General features: G+C 63.7%; 18 protein-coding genes and 1 pseudogene. 7 read left to right on the top strand and 12 right to left on the bottom strand.

What is annotated here, in order from left to right:
- The first annotated feature begins 36 nt into the window (after nucleotides 1–36).
- The 4 genes from M2361_RS26145 to M2361_RS26130 all read left to right on the top strand — a co-directional run bounded on the left by M2361_RS26145 (nucleotide 37) and on the right by M2361_RS26130 (nucleotide 4,419).
- Complete coding sequence (locus M2361_RS26145; RefSeq protein WP_259252709.1) at nucleotides 37–1,464, top strand: basic amino acid/polyamine antiporter; 1,428 nt, start codon at nucleotides 37–39, stop codon at nucleotides 1,462–1,464.
- 17 nt (nucleotides 1,465–1,481) lie between these two features.
- The gene (locus tag M2361_RS26140; protein WP_259252708.1) at nucleotides 1,482–3,305 is read left to right on the top strand and encodes an SLC13 family permease; all 1,824 of its coding nucleotides are present in this window, start codon (nucleotides 1,482–1,484) and stop codon (nucleotides 3,303–3,305) included.
- Between the two features lie 124 nt (nucleotides 3,306–3,429).
- Nucleotides 3,430–3,879: a hypothetical protein gene (locus M2361_RS26135; protein WP_259252707.1), complete on the top strand. Its 450-nt coding sequence runs from the start codon at nucleotides 3,430–3,432 to the stop codon at nucleotides 3,877–3,879.
- Between the two features lie 48 nt (nucleotides 3,880–3,927).
- Nucleotides 3,928–4,419, top strand: coding sequence for a hypothetical protein (locus tag M2361_RS26130; RefSeq protein WP_259252706.1), 492 nt, complete (start codon nucleotides 3,928–3,930; stop codon nucleotides 4,417–4,419).
- Nucleotides 4,420–4,449: 30 nt separating this feature from the next.
- Here the strand turns inward: M2361_RS26130 and M2361_RS26125 are convergent, their stop codons facing one another.
- From M2361_RS26125 to M2361_RS26105, 5 genes and pseudogenes are all read right to left on the bottom strand, one after another.
- Complete coding sequence (locus M2361_RS26125; RefSeq protein WP_404976453.1) at nucleotides 4,450–5,802, bottom strand: type II toxin-antitoxin system HipA family toxin; 1,353 nt, start codon at nucleotides 5,800–5,802, stop codon at nucleotides 4,450–4,452.
- A 4-nt stretch (nucleotides 5,803–5,806) separates the two neighbouring features.
- Complete coding sequence (locus M2361_RS26120) at nucleotides 5,807–6,067, bottom strand: helix-turn-helix domain-containing protein (RefSeq protein WP_259252704.1); 261 nt, start codon at nucleotides 6,065–6,067, stop codon at nucleotides 5,807–5,809.
- A gap of 282 nt (nucleotides 6,068–6,349) precedes the next feature.
- Entirely contained in the window at nucleotides 6,350–7,447 is a 1,098-nt protein-coding gene (locus M2361_RS26115) for a DUF3396 domain-containing protein (protein ID WP_259252703.1), read from the bottom strand.
- A gap of 81 nt (nucleotides 7,448–7,528) precedes the next feature.
- Nucleotides 7,529–7,639: pseudogene (locus tag M2361_RS26110) on the bottom strand (transposase); the annotation flags it as partial.
- A gap of 607 nt (nucleotides 7,640–8,246) precedes the next feature.
- A complete protein-coding gene (locus M2361_RS26105; RefSeq protein ID WP_259252702.1) occupies nucleotides 8,247–9,467 on the bottom strand; it encodes an MFS transporter in 1,221 nt (406 codons plus the stop codon).
- Between the two features lie 63 nt (nucleotides 9,468–9,530).
- On the opposite strand from M2361_RS26105, the gene M2361_RS26100 reads away from it, so the two are divergent.
- The gene (locus M2361_RS26100; protein WP_259252701.1) at nucleotides 9,531–10,529 is read left to right on the top strand and encodes an AraC family transcriptional regulator; all 999 of its coding nucleotides are present in this window, start codon (nucleotides 9,531–9,533) and stop codon (nucleotides 10,527–10,529) included.
- A 190-nt stretch (nucleotides 10,530–10,719) separates the two neighbouring features.
- Here M2361_RS26100 and glmS read toward each other — a convergent pair whose 3' ends face one another.
- Entirely contained in the window at nucleotides 10,720–12,552 is a 1,833-nt protein-coding gene (gene glmS / locus M2361_RS26095) for a glutamine--fructose-6-phosphate transaminase (isomerizing) (RefSeq protein ID WP_259252700.1), read from the bottom strand.
- A 150-nt stretch (nucleotides 12,553–12,702) separates the two neighbouring features.
- Between glmS and M2361_RS26090 the strand changes: the two genes are divergently transcribed.
- Nucleotides 12,703–13,191, top strand: a complete 489-nt coding sequence (locus M2361_RS26090) for an Lrp/AsnC family transcriptional regulator (RefSeq protein WP_259252699.1) — start codon at nucleotides 12,703–12,705, stop codon at nucleotides 13,189–13,191.
- A 124-nt stretch (nucleotides 13,192–13,315) separates the two neighbouring features.
- Here M2361_RS26090 and M2361_RS26085 read toward each other — a convergent pair whose 3' ends face one another.
- The 6 genes from M2361_RS26085 to M2361_RS26060 all read right to left on the bottom strand — a co-directional run bounded on the left by M2361_RS26085 (nucleotide 13,316) and on the right by M2361_RS26060 (nucleotide 20,129).
- Entirely contained in the window at nucleotides 13,316–14,374 is a 1,059-nt protein-coding gene (locus M2361_RS26085; protein WP_259252698.1) for a glycosyltransferase family 4 protein, read from the bottom strand.
- A complete protein-coding gene (locus M2361_RS26080) occupies nucleotides 14,371–15,693 on the bottom strand; it encodes a UDP-glucose/GDP-mannose dehydrogenase family protein (protein WP_259252697.1) in 1,323 nt (440 codons plus the stop codon). The genes M2361_RS26085 and M2361_RS26080 overlap by 4 nt, the downstream gene beginning before the upstream one ends.
- A gap of 102 nt (nucleotides 15,694–15,795) precedes the next feature.
- Nucleotides 15,796–17,166 carry an MFS transporter gene (locus M2361_RS26075; RefSeq protein WP_259252696.1) on the bottom strand — a complete coding sequence of 457 codons (1,371 nt, stop codon included), beginning with the start codon at nucleotides 17,164–17,166 and terminating at the stop codon, nucleotides 15,796–15,798.
- The gene (glmU, locus tag M2361_RS26070; RefSeq protein ID WP_259252695.1) at nucleotides 17,166–18,539 is read right to left on the bottom strand and encodes a bifunctional UDP-N-acetylglucosamine diphosphorylase/glucosamine-1-phosphate N-acetyltransferase GlmU; all 1,374 of its coding nucleotides are present in this window, start codon (nucleotides 18,537–18,539) and stop codon (nucleotides 17,166–17,168) included. The genes M2361_RS26075 and glmU overlap by 1 nt, the downstream gene beginning before the upstream one ends.
- 66 nt (nucleotides 18,540–18,605) lie before the next feature.
- Entirely contained in the window at nucleotides 18,606–19,415 is an 810-nt protein-coding gene (locus tag M2361_RS26065; protein ID WP_259252694.1) for a PhaM family polyhydroxyalkanoate granule multifunctional regulatory protein, read from the bottom strand.
- A gap of 39 nt (nucleotides 19,416–19,454) precedes the next feature.
- Nucleotides 19,455–20,129, bottom strand: coding sequence for a glycine zipper 2TM domain-containing protein (locus M2361_RS26060; protein WP_259252693.1), 675 nt, complete (start codon nucleotides 20,127–20,129; stop codon nucleotides 19,455–19,457).
- Nucleotides 20,130–20,272: 143 nt separating this feature from the next.
- Here M2361_RS26060 and M2361_RS26055 point away from each other — a divergent pair, with 143 nt between their 5' ends.
- Nucleotides 20,273–20,500: a DUF3717 domain-containing protein gene (locus tag M2361_RS26055; protein WP_100853499.1), complete on the top strand. Its 228-nt coding sequence runs from the start codon at nucleotides 20,273–20,275 to the stop codon at nucleotides 20,498–20,500.
- Nucleotides 20,501–20,507: the final 7 nt, after the last annotated feature.

Here is a 20,507-nt window from a genome sequence, read left to right as displayed (position 1 = left end):
CGCGCCAGGTCATCCGAGGCCGCACGGGAGCATGGGATGAGCAACGAGACGGCAAAACTCTCACGGCTGGCGCTGGTCGCCATGGTGGTCGGCTCCATGGTCGGCGCCGGCATCTTTTCGCTGCCGGCCCTGTTCGCGCGGTATACGGGGCCGGTGGGAGGGCTGCTCGCCTGGGCCATCTCCGGCACCGGCATGCTGACGCTCGCGCTGGTGTTCCAGTACCTGGCACGCCGGCGCCCCGATCTTGACGCCGGCATCTTCGCCTACGCCAAGGCGGGTTTTGGCCGCTATATCGGCTTTCTGGCGGCGCTGGGCTACTGGACGGCGGCGTGCCTGGGCAATGTCAGCTACTTCGTCGTCTTCAAGGCCACACTCGGCGCGGTGGTCCCCGGGTTTGGCGACGGCGACACCGTCGCCGCGGTGCTCGTGTCGTCGCTATTGCTCTGGAGCGTGCATTTCGCCATCCTGCGCGGCATCCGTCAGGCGGCCGGCATGAACCTGGCCGTCACCATCGCCAAGATCGTGCCGATTCTGATCTTCATCGCGTGTGTGGCGGTCGCGCTGGATACCGACGTGCTGCTCGCCAACATCCAAGAGGGTGCGTCGGTAGGCGGCAGCTTGCTCGAACAGGTCCGGGGCACGATGCTGGTGACGGTGTTCGTCTTTCTCGGCGTGGAAGGGGCCAGTGTCTATTCGCGCTACGCGCGGCGGCGCGAAGACGTGGCCGCCGCCACCATCATCGGCTTTCTGTTGGTGTTGACCTTGCTGGTGGCGGTGACGCTGCTGTCCTATGGCATCTTGCCGCGCGCCGAACTGGCGGCGCTGCGCAATCCATCGATGGCGGGCGTGCTGCGTGAAGTGGTGGGGCCATGGGGCAGTGTGATGGTAAGCGTCGGCCTCATGATCTCGGTTGGTGGGGCCTACCTGTCGTGGGTCCTGCTGGCCGCCGAGGTGTTGCACGCGGCCGCCAAGGCGGACACGATGCCGGCCATCCTGGGCCGTCAAAACCGTCATGGCGTGCCGGCCGCGGCGCTCTGGTTAAGCAATGGATTCGTTCAGGTGTTCCTCATCGTGACCTTGTTCACCGACGACACCTTCGTGCTCATCAAACACATGGCCAGTTCGATGAGCCTGATGCCATACCTGTTCGTGGCCGGCTTTGGGCTGCTGACCGCCTGGCGCGACAGGCAGACCCGCCCGCGCTGGAGCCGGCGCAGCAGCTATGAGATCGCGCTGGGCGGCATTGCCTGCGTCTACGCCATCGGCATGATGTATGCGGGTGGGCTGCAGTACTTCGCCTTGTCGACGCTGGTGTACGCGCCTGGCACGCTGCTGTTCTTGCGCGTGCGGCAAGAGCAGGCCGGTGCGGTGTTCTCCGCCCGCGAATGGCCGGTGTTCGCGGCAGTGCTGGCCGGCTGCGCCTACGGCGTCTGGACGCTCACTGCCGGCGCCATCGCGCCTTGAGCCCGGGGGCCTGCACCATGACGCCCGATCTCGCTCTTGTGCTCGCGCTACTCGGCGTGGCGATCGTGCTCTTCCTGGTCGGCCGGCCCCGGGCGGACGCGGTCGCGTTGATGGTGATCGTGGTGCTGCCGTTAAGCGGAACGATCACCTATCGAGAGGCGATCGCAGGCTTCGCCAACCCCAACCTGATCCTGATCGCCTGCCTGTTCGTGATCGGCGAGGGGCTGGTGCGCACCGGCGCAGCCCAGGCCGTGGGCGATTGGCTGCTGCACAAGGGGGGAACACGCGAGCAGCGGCTCATCGTCCTCATCATGGGCGCCGTGGCGGCGATGGGATCGGTGATGAGTTCGACGGCAGTGGTCGCCATCTTCATCCCCATCGTCCTGCGGATCGCGCAACAGACTGCGATATCAAGCCGACAGGTACTGTTCCCGATGGGCGCTGCGGCGGCCATCAGCGGCATGATGACGCTGGTGGCAACCACGCCGAATCTGGTGCTCAATAGTGCGCTGGTCTACGCGGGGCACACGGGTTTCGGCTTCTTCGCCTTCACGCCGATCGGCCTGGCGGTGCTTGCCGCGGCCATCCCGTATCTATTGGTGGCACGACGCTTTCTGCCCACGGAGCCTCCGCGCAGCTCACATTCGCGGCGCCCAAGCCTGTCGGGCTGGGTCGAGAAATATGCCTTGCGCGAACGCGCCTACCGCTTGCACGTTGATCCCCGCTCCGACTTGGTAGGCATGCGGCTTGAGGTCTGCCACGAAGAGCTAGGCGCGCAGGCATGCGTGGTCGCCATCGAACGTAGCGCCCGGTTCGGCCGCGCGGTGCTTGAGGCCACCGATGACGCCCTGCTTGAGGCCGAGGATGTCTTGCTTCTGGACATCGATGACGAGGCATTCCCGATCGGCGAATATTGCCGGCGCCACGAACTGCGCATCTTGCCCATGACTGGCGACTATTTCTCAGACCAGTCGCGCGATGTGGGCATGGTCGAGGTGATCATCCCGCCGGACTCTCGCCTGGTGGGGGCTTCTGCCCGCAAGTCAGCGCTGCTGCGCCGACATGGACTGTTCGTGGTCGGCGTGTGGCGCAATGGACGATCGCAGGCCTCCGTGCACGCACTTGCCCTGCGCGCGGGCGACACGGCGTTGGTGGTCGGGCCGTGGAAGGGGATTTTCGCGTTGCAGTCTGTCGAGCACGATCTCGTGAGCCTTGCGCTGCCCGTGGAAACCGATTCGGTGGTGGCGGTGCCTGGCCGTGCGCCCGCTGCGCTGCTGGTCATGGCGCTTACGATTGCGCTGATGCTCACCGGCTGGGTGCCTATCGTCATTGCCGGCCTGATCGGCTGTTTGTTGATGGGGCTATTCGGCTGCATCACGCTGGACATTGCCTATCGCGCCATCAATTGGCGCGCGCTCATCCTCATCATCGGCATGCTGCCGTTCGCGATTGCGCTTGAGCACACCGGTGGTGTGGACCTGGCCGCCGAGAACCTGCTGCGCTTGTCTCAAACCTGGGGCGCGCACGGCCAGATCGCCTTGCTGTTCGGCGCCACGATCGCGCTGGGCACGGTGATCTCGGGAACCGCCACGGCGGTGTTGATGGGACCGGTCGCGATCAGCCTGGCCGAAGCCATTCACGCCGAGCCCCATCCCTATGTCATGGCGGTTGCGATCGCCTGTTCAGCGGCGTTCATGTCCCCCGTTTCCACGCCCGCCAACGCGCTGGTCAGCGTGGCCGGCGGCTTCCGATTTATCGACTATTTGAAAGTGGGTACGCCGCTGATGCTGGTGACCTTATGCGTCAGCGTCGTGATGATTCCTTTGCTGTTTTCGATGTGAGCCGCCACGTGGCGACCGCACATCCCTGCGCACTCGCGCGACCGCGATGTCGTGGTTGGCGGTGACTGGCGTTCCGGCGGCCTGGCTAGCTGGAACGGCCTTTTTTTCTTAAGGAGGACTGTTCATGAAACGATTTGCGCTTGCCTGCGCGTTCGGCATGCTTGCGGGATGCGTCAGCCATCCCGCTGACCGTGGCGACCAAGCCCGCTACGGCACTCCGCCCAGCGAGGAAGACCTCTATCAATACCTGTCCGTGCTGCGCGACAGCCTACCCCCCACGCGGTATGTCAGCTATCGGGATGCGGGCTATGCCGCGTCGCTCAAGCAATCCTCGGCCGCGGACGCGGATGGCCAGCAGATTGCGGGCTGGGAATACGATTTTGAAGCATCGGGCTACGACACCGTGGACGGCAAGCCCATACGCTGGACGTCTTACCGCGCGCTGTTCTTCAACGGACGCCCTGTCGGCGTGATCGACGCGCAAGGACGGCTGCACCGCGCGCCCACGCTCCCAGACAGCGCGGCGCCGGCACCGGCACCTGCGCCGACGCCGACGCCAAGCAAGACGCCCTGAGCCTCTTCCGCACACCCGTCTCAATTCCGCATCTTTTGAGGACTGATCATGAACCTATGCATTAATCTGACGCGCGGTCGACGCCTGCGATTCGCGCTGCTAGCGGGCGCGGCGGCGATGGCCCTGGGAGGCTGCGCCCAGCAAAGCGCGTCGTCACGCGTCTACACCTTCGACCAGGCCCAACGCGCGCAGACTGTCGTGTTAGGCACGGTGGTCGCCGTACGAGGCATCACCATCCAGTCGTCCGGCAGTTCCGGCGCGGGATTGATTGCTGGCGGCGCGCTTGGCGCGGTGGCCGGTAACGCAATCGGCGGCGGATCCGGCAGACGCTTGACCACCGTCGGAGGCTTGATCGGAGGCGCGGCAGCCGGCAACGCCATCGAGAATGCCGCGGCGCGCCGTGCGGGGCTGGAAATAACGGTGCAATTGGACAATGGCGAAACACGAGTCATCGCCCAAGAGGCCGATGTGCCCATCTCGGCGGGGCAGCGCGTGCAAATCGTGACCCAAGGAGGCACCAGCCGTGTCGGGGTGATTTGATACGCGATAAAGAACGCTGGTCCTCTGGCGCTAAGCTGCCAGTTTGTCGGCGGCCTCTTGCAGGCCGTTGAGGATGCTGTCGGCCACGTGCATGGGAAATCCAGCCGGTAGTAGCGCGCGGACGGTCTTCACGACCCCGGGCGTGCGCGCCACCAGGTCGTCGAGGACATGCTCCACCCCCTTACCGTCGGGATTCACTACGCCATGCTCGGTGCCCACGGCAATCCAGTGCCGACGCAAGATGTCGCGCATGACCCAGTGGGGGTTTTTCGAGCGCACGGCCATGGCCATCCTGGCGTCGTACGGAGACAGCTTTTTCGCACCCTTGCCGATGACGGGGTAGGCGGAAAGCACGTCGTACAGCGGGGTGAGTTCGTAGGTGCCACCCTGGCGCAGGAAAATGCTGAAGTTCTTCGCGTGGCCATCCGTGGCACGCAGCATCCAGAAGAGGACCTGGGCCTGGAAGAACGTGCGACGGTCGCGGTCAGGAGCGCGCGACGTGGCCAACAGCTTCATGATTTGGCGCACACCCGGCCCGCCGTCGGACTCGTACTTCAAATGCGGCGGCGTTGCCGTCGCTTGGCACATGTCTTCCTGCGGCAGCCGGATGAGCCAGCGCTTGCCCTCTGGGTTCTCCCACCACATCCGGTCGAAGCGCTCGACCGCCAGCACCTTCATGTCCTCGAACATCAGGGGCGCGGTGCGCGCCACAGGCATTTCGTAGGCACGCAGGATTTCGGAGCACAGCCACTCGTTTTCGACCGAATCGCTCATGTCGAACTTCATGTTTGCGACCAGGCCCAGTGGCAGCTTGAAGATGTGAGTGGTCGGTGTCGCGCCATGCGGCCGGCACCACCGCCCGTCGTACCAGAGCATGGCCGACTTTTCCTGTGCTCCGGCAATGGAGATGCGGAAGTCTTCATCCTCGGCAGCGTTCCGGCCCAGGGGGCCTGGCGCCAGGGTGTTGCGAAGCAGCTGGGCAATCTCGGCTTCGGTCATCGGAACCGCGTTCACCTCTTGAACGCCGTCCGGCGCATCGGGGCCCGGCACCACCTGCAGCGCGCCGACACAGTCCCGACCGACTTCAGCCAGCAAGGCGAACGCATTGGTCGAGCCGGCCTGGTACCGACGTGCGACGCGCTCGCGGATTTCCTTGCTGTCCGGCAGCAGGTTTTCGAAGTAGGTGCGCACGGCTTCGCCACGGTGCGGCGGATTGCCCGGGGTGAAGGGGAGTGACAGCGACAGCGGGCGCCCCTGGCCGGATGCCACCCAGGCGTCGGCATACTGCAGGACTTCTCCGACATGCGGTTGCATGCTCCAGGTGCCGACGAATTCGCCGTTCATCCAGAGATTCAGGGTGCGGGTGTGTGAGCGTCGCCCCATGAGCTCACCAGTTGGGGCCAACCGACGCCTTGGGCGACGGCGATTCGCTGGTCTTGCGCAACACGAGCTCGACGCCCAGGATGCTCAGAAGCTCCAGCAGGCGGTCGGCGCTGACCTTGTCGGCATGGCGCTCGAGATGAGACAAGGCCTGCTGGCTGACGCCCAGGCGCATAGCCGTATCCGCTTGGGTCAGGCCGGACTGTTTGCGAAACCCCTGGAGCAGTGCTGGCAACTGCTCCGCCGTACGGACGGTGAAATCGGGCATACAGGCCTCACGTTGTTTTGCTGATTTACAAAGTTTACTGAGTAAGATTTAAATACTCAATATAGGTTGTAAGACATCAATACAACACTGGAATTGTATTCGCGTTTTACAATTCAGGAGTTGTAAAACGCCCAGGCGGCGCTGCGCGCGACGCCTTCAATGCACAGACCGTTGGCGCCATGGCGCCGGGCTCCGGGCGGAAGTTGCATCGAGCCCCCGGTCTCGTAAGCCCCCCGCAAGCGTCAGCTTTCAGAAATGCGCTGGGCTGGTCCCCCGGCTGCGCTACAGTCGCTCGTCCAGAGTGTGAGTTGTATCTAGCCGAGGCGTATCAAGCAGTCGTGCCTTGACGTCGAGCAGCTCTTCGTCAGATACATCGAAGCGCTCAACCCATGCTTCGCCTTTGAGTCCGGTCAGCCGCGGTTCGCCGGCGGCACTAGCTGCCAGGTGTAGCCCGAACGCAGCACTGCGCAGCGGTTTGAGCGCTGCGTTAGGTAGCGCGTACTGCGGAGGTTTAGGGTCGATAGCCGTCGCAGCCAGGTCGGGTTCATTGCCAGCTTGAATGACGATGCCAGCGCCATAGTCATAGAAGGCAAACCAGTCCGGAGGCAATTCCGAGCGCAACGTGTGCAAACCGCCTGCCTGCGTCACCATGTCACGATTGATTGCGGTCAGCCAAGACACCGTCTTGAACGTGTCGGGCTTGAGCACCATGGCGGAGAATACTGGTGCCCCCACATCAACGCCGCGGGCCTGCTCCGACGCGAAGGCTTCGGTGGGCTGATTACTGTTCCATTCCGACGGGGACAGCACAAAACCAAAACCGCCATGGCCATGCAATGCTTGCAGCCGCCCAGCGAATTCGACGAACAAGGTTTGAAAGGCTTTCGGTTGCTCGACAATATCAACAAAGGGCAACGCGAACCGCAACACATCCAGACGGCATGTTTTTTTGGCGGCCCAAGCCGGTGCGGCATTGACATAAAAGGAATAAGGGCCGGCGTCCTCGCGCTTGGTGCCGCTCGTGTACTGCAGGTCAAGCTTCTCGTCTTCGTCGAGCGTTTCGAAAATATCGCGGATCTTAGGAGCCTTGACGTAGGGCATGCACGGCGGGCCTGACGACGGCTCGCCACGCCACAGCCATGTAAGGGCATCGCCCGCCTGCGCCAGGTAATCGTCAAAACACTGTGCGATTGCCTCCCGCTTAAGCTGTGTATAGCCGCCTTCGAAATACAAGGTACCTGTGATGGCGATGACCGCGCCTACATAGTCGTGGCGGCTCTTGGGCATGAGCATCGCCCCGGGGAACTGCTGCGCCTGCGTGTTCTCGCGAAGTGCTTCGGCAAACGCCTCGCGGCTCATGTCGGGATGAAAGTCTGTCATAGGTCGTCTCAGGGTACGGCGGGGACGGGCGCAGGGATTCCACCGGGCAAGGGGGGCAAGCGACCGCGCATATACATCCGCAGCAAAGGAGATACCGTGCTTGCGGCACGGTTCTGTGGGCTTGGCACCCGCATCGGCCTCCTTGAGCACGCCAATGATTTGTTCTTCCGTGAATCGTTCCTTCGTTGCTATTCCTTTGAGAACGGACTCTACATTGATTTCGTACTAATCACGGGGAGCAGTTCAGGGGCTCATCAGCACCAACGGCAGCCCAAATAGATACGGGTGAAATGTGGTGCGAACGAAAAGAAAGCCGCAGAAATGCGGCCCTCTAGTGATAAGTTGACGTTAAGAGAAAATTGATAGGCGTTGAAAACCGAAGCTAGGCGTTCGAAGCGCGACCGACTTTATTCCTCGTTTTCATAAGTGAAAGAGGGAAATAAAGTCGGTCGCAAATGGACGAGACAACCTCTTGATATTTCATGGAATCCAGGATTAGAAGACTTGGATCAAAGTCGGTCGCACCACAAGCGTATCCGTGTCCCGCTCAAGAAAATTGAACAAAAGTCGGTCGCGAAGGTTGAGTGCTCGCGAAGTTCGAGTCGCCGAGCTGCCAAAAAGCAAGAGCCGTCTGCCCCATGGGACAGGCCGACGTCGGGATGTCTCAATGTACCGATCCTGGAGGCAGTTAACTGGAGGGTGATGACGCTCACGCTCTTTTATGCAGCGAGAGCGCATCCACCCTCCAAGTCCGCACACTTATGGTGCGTGGTGACCCTCAGCTTCGACCCGCTGTCTTTCAGACGTGCACGGCATGGACGGCCTGACCGTGTGGCGGCATCGCCACGCGAACGCGTAGAGCGATGAAGAGCGCAGCGAGGATCATCACCCCTCCTGCCGTCACAAAGACGCCGATCACCCCGCCGAATCCGAACACCATGCCACCCACCGCGGCCCCCGCAGCGATGGACGACTGCACGCACGCAACCACCATACCCCCAGCCGTTTCCGCCTGATCCGGAACTGCTCGCGCGACCCAGTTCGACCACGCCACTGGGACACCTCCGAAGGCGAGCCCCCAAAGCGCGACCAACAGCATCAGCCCCGTCTTGTCCACCGGAACCGAAATCATGGCCAGGGCGGCGACGCCGACCAGCGCAGGCATCCAGATCAGCGTAGCGCGCAGGCTGCGCTCCATTATCCAACCCGCAACCAAAGTCCCGACGAAGTTGGCGATACCGAAGCCAAGCAACATCAGAGACAGATCCTGTACGTTGATATGTGCAACGCTCTCGAGCGCGGGACGTATGTAGGTGAAAAGTGCAAACTGACCCGTGTGAGCCAACACGCATCCGGTCATGCCCGCTGCAATGCCAGGACGTTGAAGCAACTCCAGCACCGTCGCAGTCTGCAGCAATTTGCGCGGCGCCATACGGGGCAACGTGAGCACCTGGAAAAGGAGCGTAACGATGCCCACGGCGGCGGCGGCCAAAAAGGCGCTGCGCCAGCCGTAGAGTTCACCCAGGTAGCTGCCGAGCGGCACGGAAACAACTGTGCCCACAGCGATGCCACTGAAGATTATTGAAAGTGCGCGTGGGACAAGTCTGGCCGGAACCAGACGCATCGCAACCGCGGCCGCCATGCCCCAGAAACCACCCAAGGCAAGGCCCAGAAGGGCTCGCATCGCCAACAGCATCGGCAGGCTCAAGGAAAACGCCACCAGCAGATTGGAGGCGATCATCAATACGGTGAATCCAAGCAAGACCAGCCGGCGATCAAACCCGCGCGTGAGGCGCGGCACCAACAAACCGGCGAACAGCGCCACAACGGCCGTTACGGTGACGGCTTGGCCCGCAAGGGCCTCCGACACACCAAGATCCGCTGCCATCGGGGTCAGCAGGCTGGCGGGGAGGTACTCCGCAGTGAGCAACCCGAACACGCCCATCGCCAGAGAAAAAACGGCTACCCACGCGGGCGTGTTCACCTCCTGAGCCACTGCGTCCTTTACATCACTTCTCATTTCAAACAACTCCTGAATATCTATCTCAGGCAGGAAGTCTAGGGCCGCATTCCAGGATGATCTATGATAAAAAGTCCTGCGTTATTAACCGAAACACCTGAAATGATAGAGGGCCGCTCTTTTGTTCTGTCATCCGACCTCATCAGCGAGCTGCTGACAGGCATGCGGTTGCGCGGTGTGCAGTACCGCCGCGTTCAAACCGGTCCATCGTTCGGCTTCGATTTCGGCGCCAGGCCTGGATACAGCTATTTCCACTACCTCGCTGTCGGCAACGCAGTCCTGCGTACGCATGACGGTGCAGTTCATGAACTCACCGCCGGCAGCGCCGTGTTTTTGCCGCAAGGCGGCGGACATCAGCTCCTTTCGGATCCGAACGCCTCTTTCCAACCGATCGACACGTTCGACGTGGCGCCATTGGGCGAGGCTGTCAGTGGGGTCGATACTTGCCCAAGTACACATTCGATGCCCAGCGCCGTCCTCTTCTACGGCTGCATGGAGTTCGACCTGGGCGGTATGCAGGGACTGGCAAAGCTGATGCCGGATGCCATGGTGGCCGATACGGACGGGACGAAGTATCCCGGCTTGCGCGAGATCCTGGACGCCATGAAGCGTGAGATATGCTCCGGCCGCATCGGCTTCGCTGGCATCCTGGCGCGGCTTGCCGAGGTGGCGGCAGCGATGATCATGCGTGGGTGGATTGAATGCGGTTGCGAGAGCGCTTCCGGACTCGTAGCTGCCTTGCGCGACCCCCGTCTCGCCCGCGCCATCTTGGCGTTACATCGCTCGCCCGGTAAGGAGTGGACAGTCGCGGAGCTGGCCGCAGAATCGCACGTTTCTCGATCGGTCTTTGCCCAACGCTTTCAGGCGACCCTGGGGGTTCCGCCTCTGCGCTACGCGACAGAACTCAAGATGCGCCTGGCCACCCAATGGCTGACTCAGGACAGGCTGTCGATCGACGCAGTGGCGCATCGTCTGGGCTATACCTCGCAAGCTGCGTTCAGCCGGGCTTTCAAACGCATCAGCGGCCAATCGCCAGGCGCAACGCGGCGAACGGCGGCGTAACCAACACACTCTTCTTTGCATGCCCGATGTAGAAATGGCCGCGCGAGCGGCCGTTTCTAACTTCACGAGCGAGATTGCGACAAGAACCACGTAAATGGCGGGAGAATGATGCTGTTCACGTTGCGACCGACTTTATTTCGCGCGACCGACTTTATTTTTCGTATTCAAAACAACGTACGTTATCGCCCCATCACTCCACCGTCACGCTCTTCGCCAGATTGCGCGGCTTGTCCACATCCGTACCCCGTGCGCAAGCCGTGTGATACGACAGCAGTTGCAGCGGGATCGTGTGCAGGATCGGCGACAGTTTGCCGTAGTTTTCCGGCATGCGGATCACGTGCATGCCTTCGGCGCTTTGGATCTTGCTGTCGGCATCGGCGAACACATAAAGCTCGCCGCCGCGCGCGCGCACTTCCTGCATGTTGGACTTCAGCTTTTCCAGCAGCTCGTCCTTGGGCGCGATGGTCACGACGGGCATGTGTTCCGTCACCAGCGCCAGCGGGCCGTGCTTGAGTTCGCCGGCCGGGTAGGCTTCGGCGTGGATGTAGCTGATTTCCTTCAGCTTCAGCGCGCCTTCCAGTGCGATCGGGTAGTGCATGCCACGGCCCAGGAACAAGGCGTTTTCCTTGGACGCGAAGCGGTCGGCCCAAGCCATGATCTGCGGCTCCAGCGCCAACACCGAACCAATGGCCACGGGCAGGTGGCGCAGCGCCTTCAGGTGCTCGGCTTCCTGCTCATCACTGAGATGGCCGCGCACTTGCGCCAGGGCCAGCGTCAGCAGGAACAAGGCGGTCAACTGCGTGGTGAAGGCCTTGGTCGAGGCCACGCCGATTTCAACACCGGCGCGCGTGATGTACGACAGCTTGCACTCGCGCACCATGGCGCTGGTGGACACGTTGCAGATGGTCAGCGTCTTGTCCATGCCCAGCGAACGCGCGTGCTTCAGCGCCGCCAGCGTGTCGGCGGTTTCGCCGGACTGCGAGATCGTGACGACCAGCGAACGCGGGTTGGGCACGCTGTCGCGGTAGCGGTATTCGCTGGCGATTTCGACGGCCACCGGAATCTTCGCAATCGATTCAATCCAGTACTTGGCGGTCAGGCCGGCGTAGTAGCTCGTGCCGCACGCCAGGATCAACAGCGAATCGATGTCCTTGAAGATCTTGTAGGCGTCGTCGCCGAACAGCTCGGGCGAAATCGATTCGATGTCTTGCAGCGTGTCGCCCACGGCGCGCGGCTGTTCGAAGATTTCCTTTTGCATGTAGTGGCGATACGGGCCGAGTTCGGCGGCGCCAGTGTGCACGTGCACGGTGTGCACTTCACGGTCCACGTTCTTGCCGTTGGCGTCCACGATCCAGACGCGCGAGAGCTGCAGGTCGACGACGTCGCCATCTTCCAGGTAGATGATCTGGTCGGTCGTGCCGGCCAGCGCCAGCGCGTCGGACGCCAGGAAGTTCTCGTTCTGGCCCACGCCCACCACCAGCGGCGAACCTTGGCGCGCGCCCACCACGCGATGCGGCTCGTCGCGGCAGAACACGGCAATGGCGTACGCGCCATGCAGGCGGCGAACGGCGTTCTGCACGGCTTCGAACAGGTCGCCCGTGTACAGGTGGTTCACCAGGTGCGCGATGACTTCGGTGTCGGTCTGGCTTTCAAAGACGTAGCCCACGGCCTGCAATTCAGCGCGCAGTTCGTCGTGGTTTTCGATGATGCCGTTGTGGACCAGCGCGATGCGCGGCTCTTCGTTGCCCAGATGCGAAAAGTGCGGGTGGGCATTGTGCGTGGCGGGCACGCCGTGAGTAGCCCAACGGGTGTGGGCGATGCCCGTGAAACCCTGGACCTTGTCCTGAGCCACTTGGTCCGCCAACTCGGCCACGCGCTGCGTGCTGCGCGTGCGGCGCAGATGGCCATCGGCATACACGGCAACGCCGCAAGAGTCGTAGCCGCGATATTCCAGCCGCTTCAGACCTTCAACCAGGATAGGGGTGATGTCGCGCTGGGCGACGGCGCCAACAATGCCGCACATAGGAAGACTCCGCTTAAGTTCGTGTACCGACGCATTGTGCGCGAGGCCGTAAGAAATATGATTTCTTAATACAGCCAAATTTGAAAGTTAATTCACTTACAGATTTGTGATTAAATTATCTTTCTTCTAAGTGCCATTTTTGAATTAATCATGCAAAACACGCCATTTTCCCCGCCTGAACTGGACGATTTGGATCTGCGCATTCTTGAGCAGCTACAAGCGGACAACTCGCTGACCAACCAGGATCTGGCGGCGCGGGTGCATGCGTCGCCCCCCACCTGCCTGCGCCGCGTTCGGCGCCTGGTGGACGAAGGGGTCATCGAAAGGCAGGTCGCGATACTTGCCGCTGAAAAACTGGGCAGCACGTTGACGGCGATCGTGGAGATCACGCTTGACGTGCAAGCGGCCGAAAGCCTGGATGCGTTCGAACAAAGCATGCTGACCGAACCGGCGGTGCTGCAGTGCTACCGCGTGTCGCCAGGACCGGATTTCGTGGTGATCGCCCAGGTAAAAGACATGCCCGCCTACCACGCGCTGGTACACCGCGCGTTCACCGCCCAAGCCAACGTGCGCAACGTGCGCACATTCTTTTCGGTACACCGCGCCAAGTTCGAAACCAGGATTGATGTGCGGGGGTGAACAAGGCACCGAAACCCGTAGGATGGGTGAAGCGCGCGCGGACACAGGCAAGAACCCCAATGCCCCATCGCGCGGAACCCATCATGCAGCGGCGCTGTTGCGGCCACCCAGCCCCCCCACCAACCTAAGCCCGCCCCAGCAACCGCTCGAACTGCGCCAGATACCGATTTCCCATCTTCTGCACGTCGTGTTCGCTCTTCACGTATTCGTACGCGCGTTCCGTGACGTCTTTGCGGAATGCCGCGTCGTCCAGGCAGCGGGCCATGCCGGCTGCCATGGCTTGATGGTCGCCCACGGCCACCAGCACGCCGCGACCATCGGCCAGGCTTTCCTTCAGGCCGCCCGCGTCGGTGGAGACCACCGGCACATGCTGCAAGAAGGCGTCCAGCACGCTGCTGCCTAGCGCTTCTTCTTCTGAGCTCATGACGAACACGTCGAGGATGCTGTAGAAGTCTTCGACGCCTTTGCGAAAGCCCGCGAAGCGGTAGACGTCTTCAATACCCTGGCGGCGCGCTTCGTCCTTGGCCTGCTGCTCGCGATCGCCGCCCGCGCCGAAGTGCAGGAAGATGAAGTCGCGCCGTGTCTTGGCCAGTTCGCCCACGGCGCGCACCAGGGTCACGGGGTCTTTGTCGCGGATCAGCGCGGCGGACGTGGCCATGACCTTCTTGCCGGCGAGGTCGAATTCCTGCACCAGCTTGGCGACGTTGTCGGCGTTGATGGCGTGGGGTTCAACCGCGCTGCGGATGATGACGGGTTCAATGCCCAGGCGGCGCGGTTCGCCCGCGGCCATTTCGCTGATGGCCACAAACAAGTTGGCGTGGCGCCACTTGAAACCGGTCTTCCATTCGTCGCCCGGCTTCACCACGAATGAGGTGCGGCGCGAGAACACCACGGGGCGGCGATGCAGCCATTTGGTCAGCACGGCCCAGGTAATGGTGTTGGCCGTTTGCGCGTGGATGATGTCATAGCGGCCCGCGCCCGCCAGAAAAGCCAGTTGCCCCGGCACGTTGCGGCAGGTGTGAGCAACAAACCCTTCCTGGCGCGCGCGCTCGGCCAGCGGCGCGCCTTCCCGGCACATCACTTCGACGTCATGGCCCGCCTTGCGGAAGGCGCGCATGCAATACAGCGTCTGCCGTTCGCCGCCGCGCCAGCCCTTCTCGAAGTTCAGTTGCAGGATCTTCATGCGCGTCCGATGCCGGAATACTCGAAGCCCAGGGCGCGTACGTCAGCCGGCGTGTACAGGTTGCGGCCATCGATGATCAAGGGCGTTTTCAGCAGGGCCTTCACGCGGTCGAAGTCGGGCGCGCGGAAGACTTTCCATTCGGTGGCGATCAACAGCGCATCGGCGCCGTCCAGCGCGTCGTACATGTCGGTGGCGAAGCTGATGCCGGGCTGGCCGACCAGCACGCGCGCCGCTTCATGCATGGCCACGGGGTCGTAGGCGCGCACGTCGGCGCCACGGCGCGTCAGTTCGGCAATGACCGTCAGGCTGGGGGCTTCGCGCATGTCGTCGGTGTTCGGCTTGAACGACAGGCCCCACAGCGCAATCTTGCGGCCGCGCAGGTCGTTGCCGTAGCGCGCGACAAGCTTTTCGGACAGGCGGAATTTCTGGGCGTGGTTGGCGGCCTCGGCCGCTTCGATGACGCGCATGGGCAGCGAATTTTCGGCGGCGGTGTTCACCAGCGCCTGCACGTCCTTGGGAAAGCACGAGCCGCCGTAGCCCGCTCCGGGGTACAGGAAGTGGTAGCCGATGCGAGGGTCCGCGCCGATGCCGCGACGCACCTGTTCAATGTCGGCACCCAGCGCTTCAGCCAGGTTCGCCATTTCATTCATGAACGAGATGCGCGTGGCCAGCATGGCGTTGGCGGCGTACTTGGTCAGCTCGGCCGAGCGCACGTCCATCACCATCAGGCGGTCGTGGGTGCGCTGGAACGGTTCGTAGATACGGCGCATCACGCCGACGGTGTAGTCGTCGTCGGCACCCACGACGACACGGTCCGGGCTCATGAAGTCATTGATGGCCGCGCCTTCCTTCAGGAATTCGGGGTTGGACGCCACGCTGAACGGGATGTCCACGCCGCGCGCGGCCAGTTCTTTCTGCACCACGGCGCGCACCTTGTCGGCGGTGCCGACGGGCACGGTGGACTTGTCCACGATCAGTTTGCGGGACGTCATGTGGCGCGCGATGTTCTGCGCGGCGGCCAGCACGTACTTCAGGTCGGCCGATCCGTCTTCGCCGGGCGGCGTGCCCACGGCGATGAATTGCACGTCGCCAAAGGCCACGCTTTGCGCCACGTCGTCCGTGAAATGCAGGCGGCCGGCCTGCACGTTGCGGCGGACCAGGTCTTCCAGGCCGGGCTCATAGATCGGGATGCCGCCTTGGAGCAGCAGGGCGATTTTTGCGGCGTCCACGTCCAGACACATGACGTCGTTGCCCATGTCGGCCAGACACGCTCCCGACACCAACCCCACGTAACCGGTACCCACGACCGTGATTTTCATGCCTGCACGCCTTCAAAATAGGGAATCTTGCGCGCCTGGCAAGAGGAACCAGACGCCGGCCGCCATTATAGAAGCGGCCGGGGCCCAGGGGCGCGCCGGCCCCTAGGCGCGTAATTTGTTGAACCGGACCGTGTTCACCACCACCGCCAACGCGGCGCATATCGTGCCCAGCACCAGCGCCAGGCCGGGGCCGTGCGCCAGGCTGATGCTGAACGCGATGGCCACCAGCGCGGTGCCGAAGCTTTGCCCGAACACGCGGGTGGTGGCCTGCAAACCGCCCGCCGCCCCGCTACGGGCGCGCGGCGCGGCCGACAGCATGGCGCGGTTGTTCGGCGTCTGGAAGAAGCCAAAGCCCACGCCCGCGACGAACATGCCGGCCACGATGGGCCAATTCGATACCGAGGCCGGCAACAGGGTCAGCCACAGCATGCCGGCCACCATGGTCGCCGCCCCCACGCCGCTCAAGGTGGCGGCGGAATAGCGGTCGGACAGGCGACCCGCCAGCGGGGCGATAAGCGCCGTGCCCACGGGCCAGGCGCCCATCAGCAAGCCCACTTCCAGGTACGGCCGACCCAGCACCTGCTGGAAGTAGAACGGCAAGGACACATACGACGCCATCTGCGCGGCGAACGTGCAGGCGGACGCGCCCACGGCAAACGCCAGCGGGCGTATGCGCAGCAAGTCCACCGGCACCAAGGGCGCCGGCTGCTTGCTGGCGCGGCGCACCAGCACCCAGCCCGCCACCGATGCAATGGCCACCAGGCCGATGCCGCGCAGCAGGTCCTGGCCCATCATGTCGACGCCGGAAATGAACACGCCCAGCGTCGCCATGCATAGCACCACGCTGACCCAGTCCAGCTTCACATCGTTGCGCGGCACTTCGGGCAGATGGCGCAGGCCGAACATGGCCAGCACGCAGATGGGCAGGTTGACGGCAAAGATCCAGGGCCACGGCGCCACCGACAGGATGGCGGAGCCGATGGTGGGCCCCAGCACCGACATCACGGCCACCGTGGTGGCGTTGATGCTGATGCCCCGGCCCAGCATGTGCAGGGGATAGATATTGCGCACCAGCCCGCCGAACATGCACATCAGCGTGGCGGCCCCCACACCCTGGAAGACGCGCGCGGCGGTCAGTTGCCACAAGGTGCCGGCCAGCGCACAGCCCAGCGAAGCCAGCGTGAACAGGATCAGGCCAAAGGTGAACATGCGGCGAAAGCCGATGCGCTCGGCCAGCGCCGACAAGGGCAGCAGCGTCATCACCACCGCCAGGTTGTAGGCGTTGACGATCCACACCGCCTGCGCCGGCGAGGCGTTGAGGTCCACGGAAATCGTGGGCAGCGCCACGTTGGCGATCGTGGTGTCCAGCACCGACAGGCTGATGCCTGTCATGACCGTGGCAGCCGCCCAGTAACGGCGCGGCGCGGGCAGGCCGTCAGGTAAGGCGGTCTTGGCGGCGTCGCTCTCCGCCATCACGACTTCTTCGCGGGACGCTGCCAACCCTCAACGGTGATCTGCTTGGCGCGCGACACCGTCAGCTTGTCGGCCGGCGCGTCGCGAGTCAGGGTGGTGCCCGCGCCCAGGGTTGCGCCCCGGCCCACGCGCACCGGCGCCACCAATTGCGTATCCGACCCGATGAAAGCGTCGTCTTCGATGACGGTGCGGTGCTTGTTCACGCCGTCGTAATTGCAGGTGATGGTGCCCGCGCCCACGTTCACGCGCTGGCCAATGTCGGCGTCGCCGATGTAGGCCAGGTGGTTGGCCTTGCTGTCGGCGCCCAGCACGCTCTTCTTGATTTCGACGAAGTTGCCGACGTGGCTGCGGTCGCCCAATTCGGCGCCCGGGCGCAGGCGGGCATACGGGCCCACGCGCGCATCCTGGCCCACTTCTGCTTGCTGCAAATGGCTGAATGCCTCGATCTGCGTACCCGCGCCCACGGTCACGTCGCGCAGCACGCAGTGCGGCCCCACGCGCACGCCGTCAGCCAGCGTGACCTTGCCTTCGAACACGCAGCCCACGTCAATGAATACGTCGCGCCCGCAAGTGAGCGTGCCGCGCACGTCAAAGCGGGCGGGGTCGGCCAGCGTGACGCCGGCTTCAAGCTGGCGGCGCGCCTGTTCGCCCTGCCAGCGGCGTTCCAGTTCGGCTTGCTGCACGCGGCTGTTCACGCCCAGCGTTTCCCAGCCGGCGCCGGGTTGCGCCGCGCCCACGGGCACCTTGTCGACCACGGCCAGGCCGACCACGTCGGTCAGGTAGTACTCGCCTTGCGCGTTCTTGTTGTCGATGCGGGTCAGCCAGTCTTTCAGCTTGGCCGTCGGGGCGGTCAGGATGCCGGTGTTCACTTCCTTGATGGCGTGTTCGGCTTCCGACGCATCTTTGTGTTCGACGATGCGGCACACGTTGCCCTTGTCATCGCGCACGATGCGGCCATAGCCGGTGGAATCGTCCAGCACTTCGGTCAGCACGGCAGCGCCCGTGGCGCGCGCATCCAGCAGGCGTTGCAGCGTGTCGGGCTGCACCAGCGGCACGTCGCCGTACAGCACCAGCGTGACGTCGTCCTTGCCATCGCCTTCCAGCAGCAACGGCACGGCCTGCTGCACCGCGTGGCCCGTGCCTTGCTGCGGTTGCTGCAACACGAAGTGCAGGTCCGCCTGGCCGTCAAAAGCCTCTTTGACGCGGTCCGCGCCATGGCCCACCACAACGATGATGCGCGCGGGCTTCAACTGGCGCGCGCTGTCCAGCACATGAGCCAGCATGGGCTTGCCAGCCAGCGTGTGCAAGACTTTGGGAAGGTTGGACTGCATGCGTTTGCCCAGTCCGGCGGCGAGGATCACTACATTAAGCATAAGTTCTGATAGGTTGAGAGACGGCGCAAACGGCCTTGCGGCCGATGCGGGTCGATTGAAAGGAGTTCAGGGCTTGCCGTCGGCAGGCCCATTATTCTTGGACGCCCGGGGCGCGGACTTGGCTGCCGTCTTGCGCGCCGCGGGCTTGCGGGTGGCAGGCTTGGAAGCCTTGGCTTCGGTCTTGGCTGCCGGTTTGGAATCCTTGGATTTGGGCGTGGCGGACTCGCCCGGCTCGGCGGGGTTGGTCGGCATGGACGCGGCGGTGGCGGCCGCAATCTGGTTGAACTGCTGCTGCAGCAAGTCCCACCACGCCTTGGAGGCCGACTGCGCCGCGGCGCCCATTTGCTCGGTCATGCCAGGCCCGGCCGAGTCGGCGGCCGACGCTTTACCGGCATCCGATTCCGACGTTGCGCCAGCGGAAGATTCCTGCGGCTTGGCGTCGCGGGCACTTTCCGATGATGCCGGTTTGGCGGCGGACTTCGGCGCGGGCTTCAGGCCCAGCACCACTTCAAGCGGCGAGGCCGCGCCGCTATCGCGCACGGCGTTCATGTCCATACTGGCGGCGCTGTCCACAAAGGCACGCAAGGTGCTGATGGTGGAACGCTGCACTTCCATGCCCTGGATGGTGGATGACAGCATGGACAGGTTCATGCGCAGCCAGTTTTCCACCGAACGAAGCTCGGCGATACGGCGGTCCAGGTCTTCAAGATTCATGGGCGGCGCCATGGGCAGGCTGCTGGCCAGGCCACCCGGGCCGGTCAGGCCGGCCCAGGCCTGACGCATCATTTCCATGCTGGCCAGCAAGGGGTTGCCCGACAGATCGGAATTCTGTCCCATGCCGGGAAGGACAAACGGGTTCGTGAATTGGTCGCTCATGCCAGGTCTCCCCATGGACTGATCGCCACCGGCCTTGGCTTAGCCCGGCAGCAGCTGGTTGTTTTCCACGCGCACATGATCGCCCGAGGCAAAGGCGAAGGGCTGCGCGCTGCGGAACTGGCGCGCACTGCCGTCGTTCATGCGAACCGTCAGCTCATAGTGCGTCACCGTTTGTTGCTGTCTGATATTACGCTCAACTTCACGGCCTGCCAAAGCGCCGCCCACCGCGCCCAGCACGGTCAGCGCCGTCTTGCCGCTGCCTCCGCCAAATTGATTACCCACTACGCCGCCGACCACGCCGCCGCCGATGGTGCCGACCAGGTGGTCGCTGTTGTCCTTCACAGGAACCTGCACCTGGCGGATGGTTTCCACCACCCCGCAGCTTTGGCATGCTTGCTTGGCTGGCGCGGGCGCCGCCGCGCGGGGTGCCGAGGCCGATGCCGGACGGGCCTGCTGGGTCTGCGGTGCGGCCTGCTGCGCCTGTTGCGCTTGTTGCGGGACAGGCTGTGCCCCCGGGGCGGGCGCCAGATTGGCGCCTTCGGGGCCCGCTTCGACCACGGGCGTATCCGCATGCGGATTGGCCGAGGGCGAAGGCAGCCAGCCCATCACCGCCGCCACGCCCACCGCGCACATGACGATGACCGCGATGGCGGCGGCCGCGACCAGGGGGTGCAAGCCGCTGCGCGAGTTCTGGATTCGGGTGGATGTATTCATAACGATGCTCCATCGTAACTAACCGGCATGGGTATAGCACCCGCGCGCGGTTTCGGCATGTTGCGATGGTGACGCTTCTTTGCAGGGGTTGCAGACGCCGGGGGCGTCGGTGGACAGCCATGCCCATTCGTGGACAATAGCGCATGGATTCCATTTCCCTGCCCCAGCTCGAACAGGCAATCAACTACTGGCGCAACGTCTCGCCGTCGGTCGGCGACGAGTCGCGCCTGTGCCCTGAAGCCGCGGCGCTGGCAACGCCCTACGCCCTGATGATCATCACGCACCGACACGACATCGCGGTGGCCGAGCTGAATGAAAAAGCCCAGGCGGCGTTGGCCGGCTGGGCTGCGGCGGGCACTCAGGCCCGCTGATCCTTCT

It is taken from the genome of Achromobacter sp. JUb104, assembly GCF_024806975.1.
Classification (GTDB): domain Bacteria; phylum Pseudomonadota; class Gammaproteobacteria; order Burkholderiales; family Burkholderiaceae_B; genus Achromobacter; species Achromobacter spanius.
This window is presented reverse-complemented; position numbering and strand designations above follow the sequence as displayed.

Excerpts from the sequence above, each read along its gene's own strand:
- M2361_RS26145 (WP_259252709.1), top strand. The coding sequence starts at position 37 with ATGAGCAACGAGACGGCAAAACTCTCACGGCTGGCGCTGGTCGCCATG.
- M2361_RS26140 (WP_259252708.1), top strand. The coding sequence starts at position 1,482 with ATGACGCCCGATCTCGCTCTTGTGCTCGCGCTACTCGGCGTGGCGATC.
- M2361_RS26135 (WP_259252707.1), top strand. The coding sequence starts at position 3,430 with ATGAAACGATTTGCGCTTGCCTGCGCGTTCGGCATGCTTGCGGGATGC.
- M2361_RS26130 (WP_259252706.1), top strand. The coding sequence starts at position 3,928 with ATGAACCTATGCATTAATCTGACGCGCGGTCGACGCCTGCGATTCGCG.
- M2361_RS26125 (WP_404976453.1), bottom strand. The coding sequence starts at position 5,802 with ATGGGGCGACGCTCACACACCCGCACCCTGAATCTCTGGATGAACGGC.
- M2361_RS26120 (WP_259252704.1), bottom strand. The coding sequence starts at position 6,067 with ATGCCCGATTTCACCGTCCGTACGGCGGAGCAGTTGCCAGCACTGCTC.
- M2361_RS26115 (WP_259252703.1), bottom strand. The coding sequence starts at position 7,447 with ATGACAGACTTTCATCCCGACATGAGCCGCGAGGCGTTTGCCGAAGCA.
- M2361_RS26105 (WP_259252702.1), bottom strand. The coding sequence starts at position 9,467 with ATGAGAAGTGATGTAAAGGACGCAGTGGCTCAGGAGGTGAACACGCCC.
- M2361_RS26100 (WP_259252701.1), top strand. The coding sequence starts at position 9,531 with ATGATAAAAAGTCCTGCGTTATTAACCGAAACACCTGAAATGATAGAG.
- glmS (WP_259252700.1), bottom strand. The coding sequence starts at position 12,552 with ATGTGCGGCATTGTTGGCGCCGTCGCCCAGCGCGACATCACCCCTATC.
- M2361_RS26090 (WP_259252699.1), top strand. The coding sequence starts at position 12,703 with ATGCAAAACACGCCATTTTCCCCGCCTGAACTGGACGATTTGGATCTG.
- M2361_RS26085 (WP_259252698.1), bottom strand. The coding sequence starts at position 14,374 with ATGAAGATCCTGCAACTGAACTTCGAGAAGGGCTGGCGCGGCGGCGAA.
- M2361_RS26080 (WP_259252697.1), bottom strand. The coding sequence starts at position 15,693 with ATGAAAATCACGGTCGTGGGTACCGGTTACGTGGGGTTGGTGTCGGGA.
- M2361_RS26075 (WP_259252696.1), bottom strand. The coding sequence starts at position 17,166 with ATGGCGGAGAGCGACGCCGCCAAGACCGCCTTACCTGACGGCCTGCCC.
- glmU (WP_259252695.1), bottom strand. The coding sequence starts at position 18,539 with ATGCTTAATGTAGTGATCCTCGCCGCCGGACTGGGCAAACGCATGCAG.
- M2361_RS26065 (WP_259252694.1), bottom strand. The coding sequence starts at position 19,415 with ATGAGCGACCAATTCACGAACCCGTTTGTCCTTCCCGGCATGGGACAG.
- M2361_RS26060 (WP_259252693.1), bottom strand. The coding sequence starts at position 20,129 with ATGAATACATCCACCCGAATCCAGAACTCGCGCAGCGGCTTGCACCCC.
- M2361_RS26055 (WP_100853499.1), top strand. The coding sequence starts at position 20,273 with ATGGATTCCATTTCCCTGCCCCAGCTCGAACAGGCAATCAACTACTGG.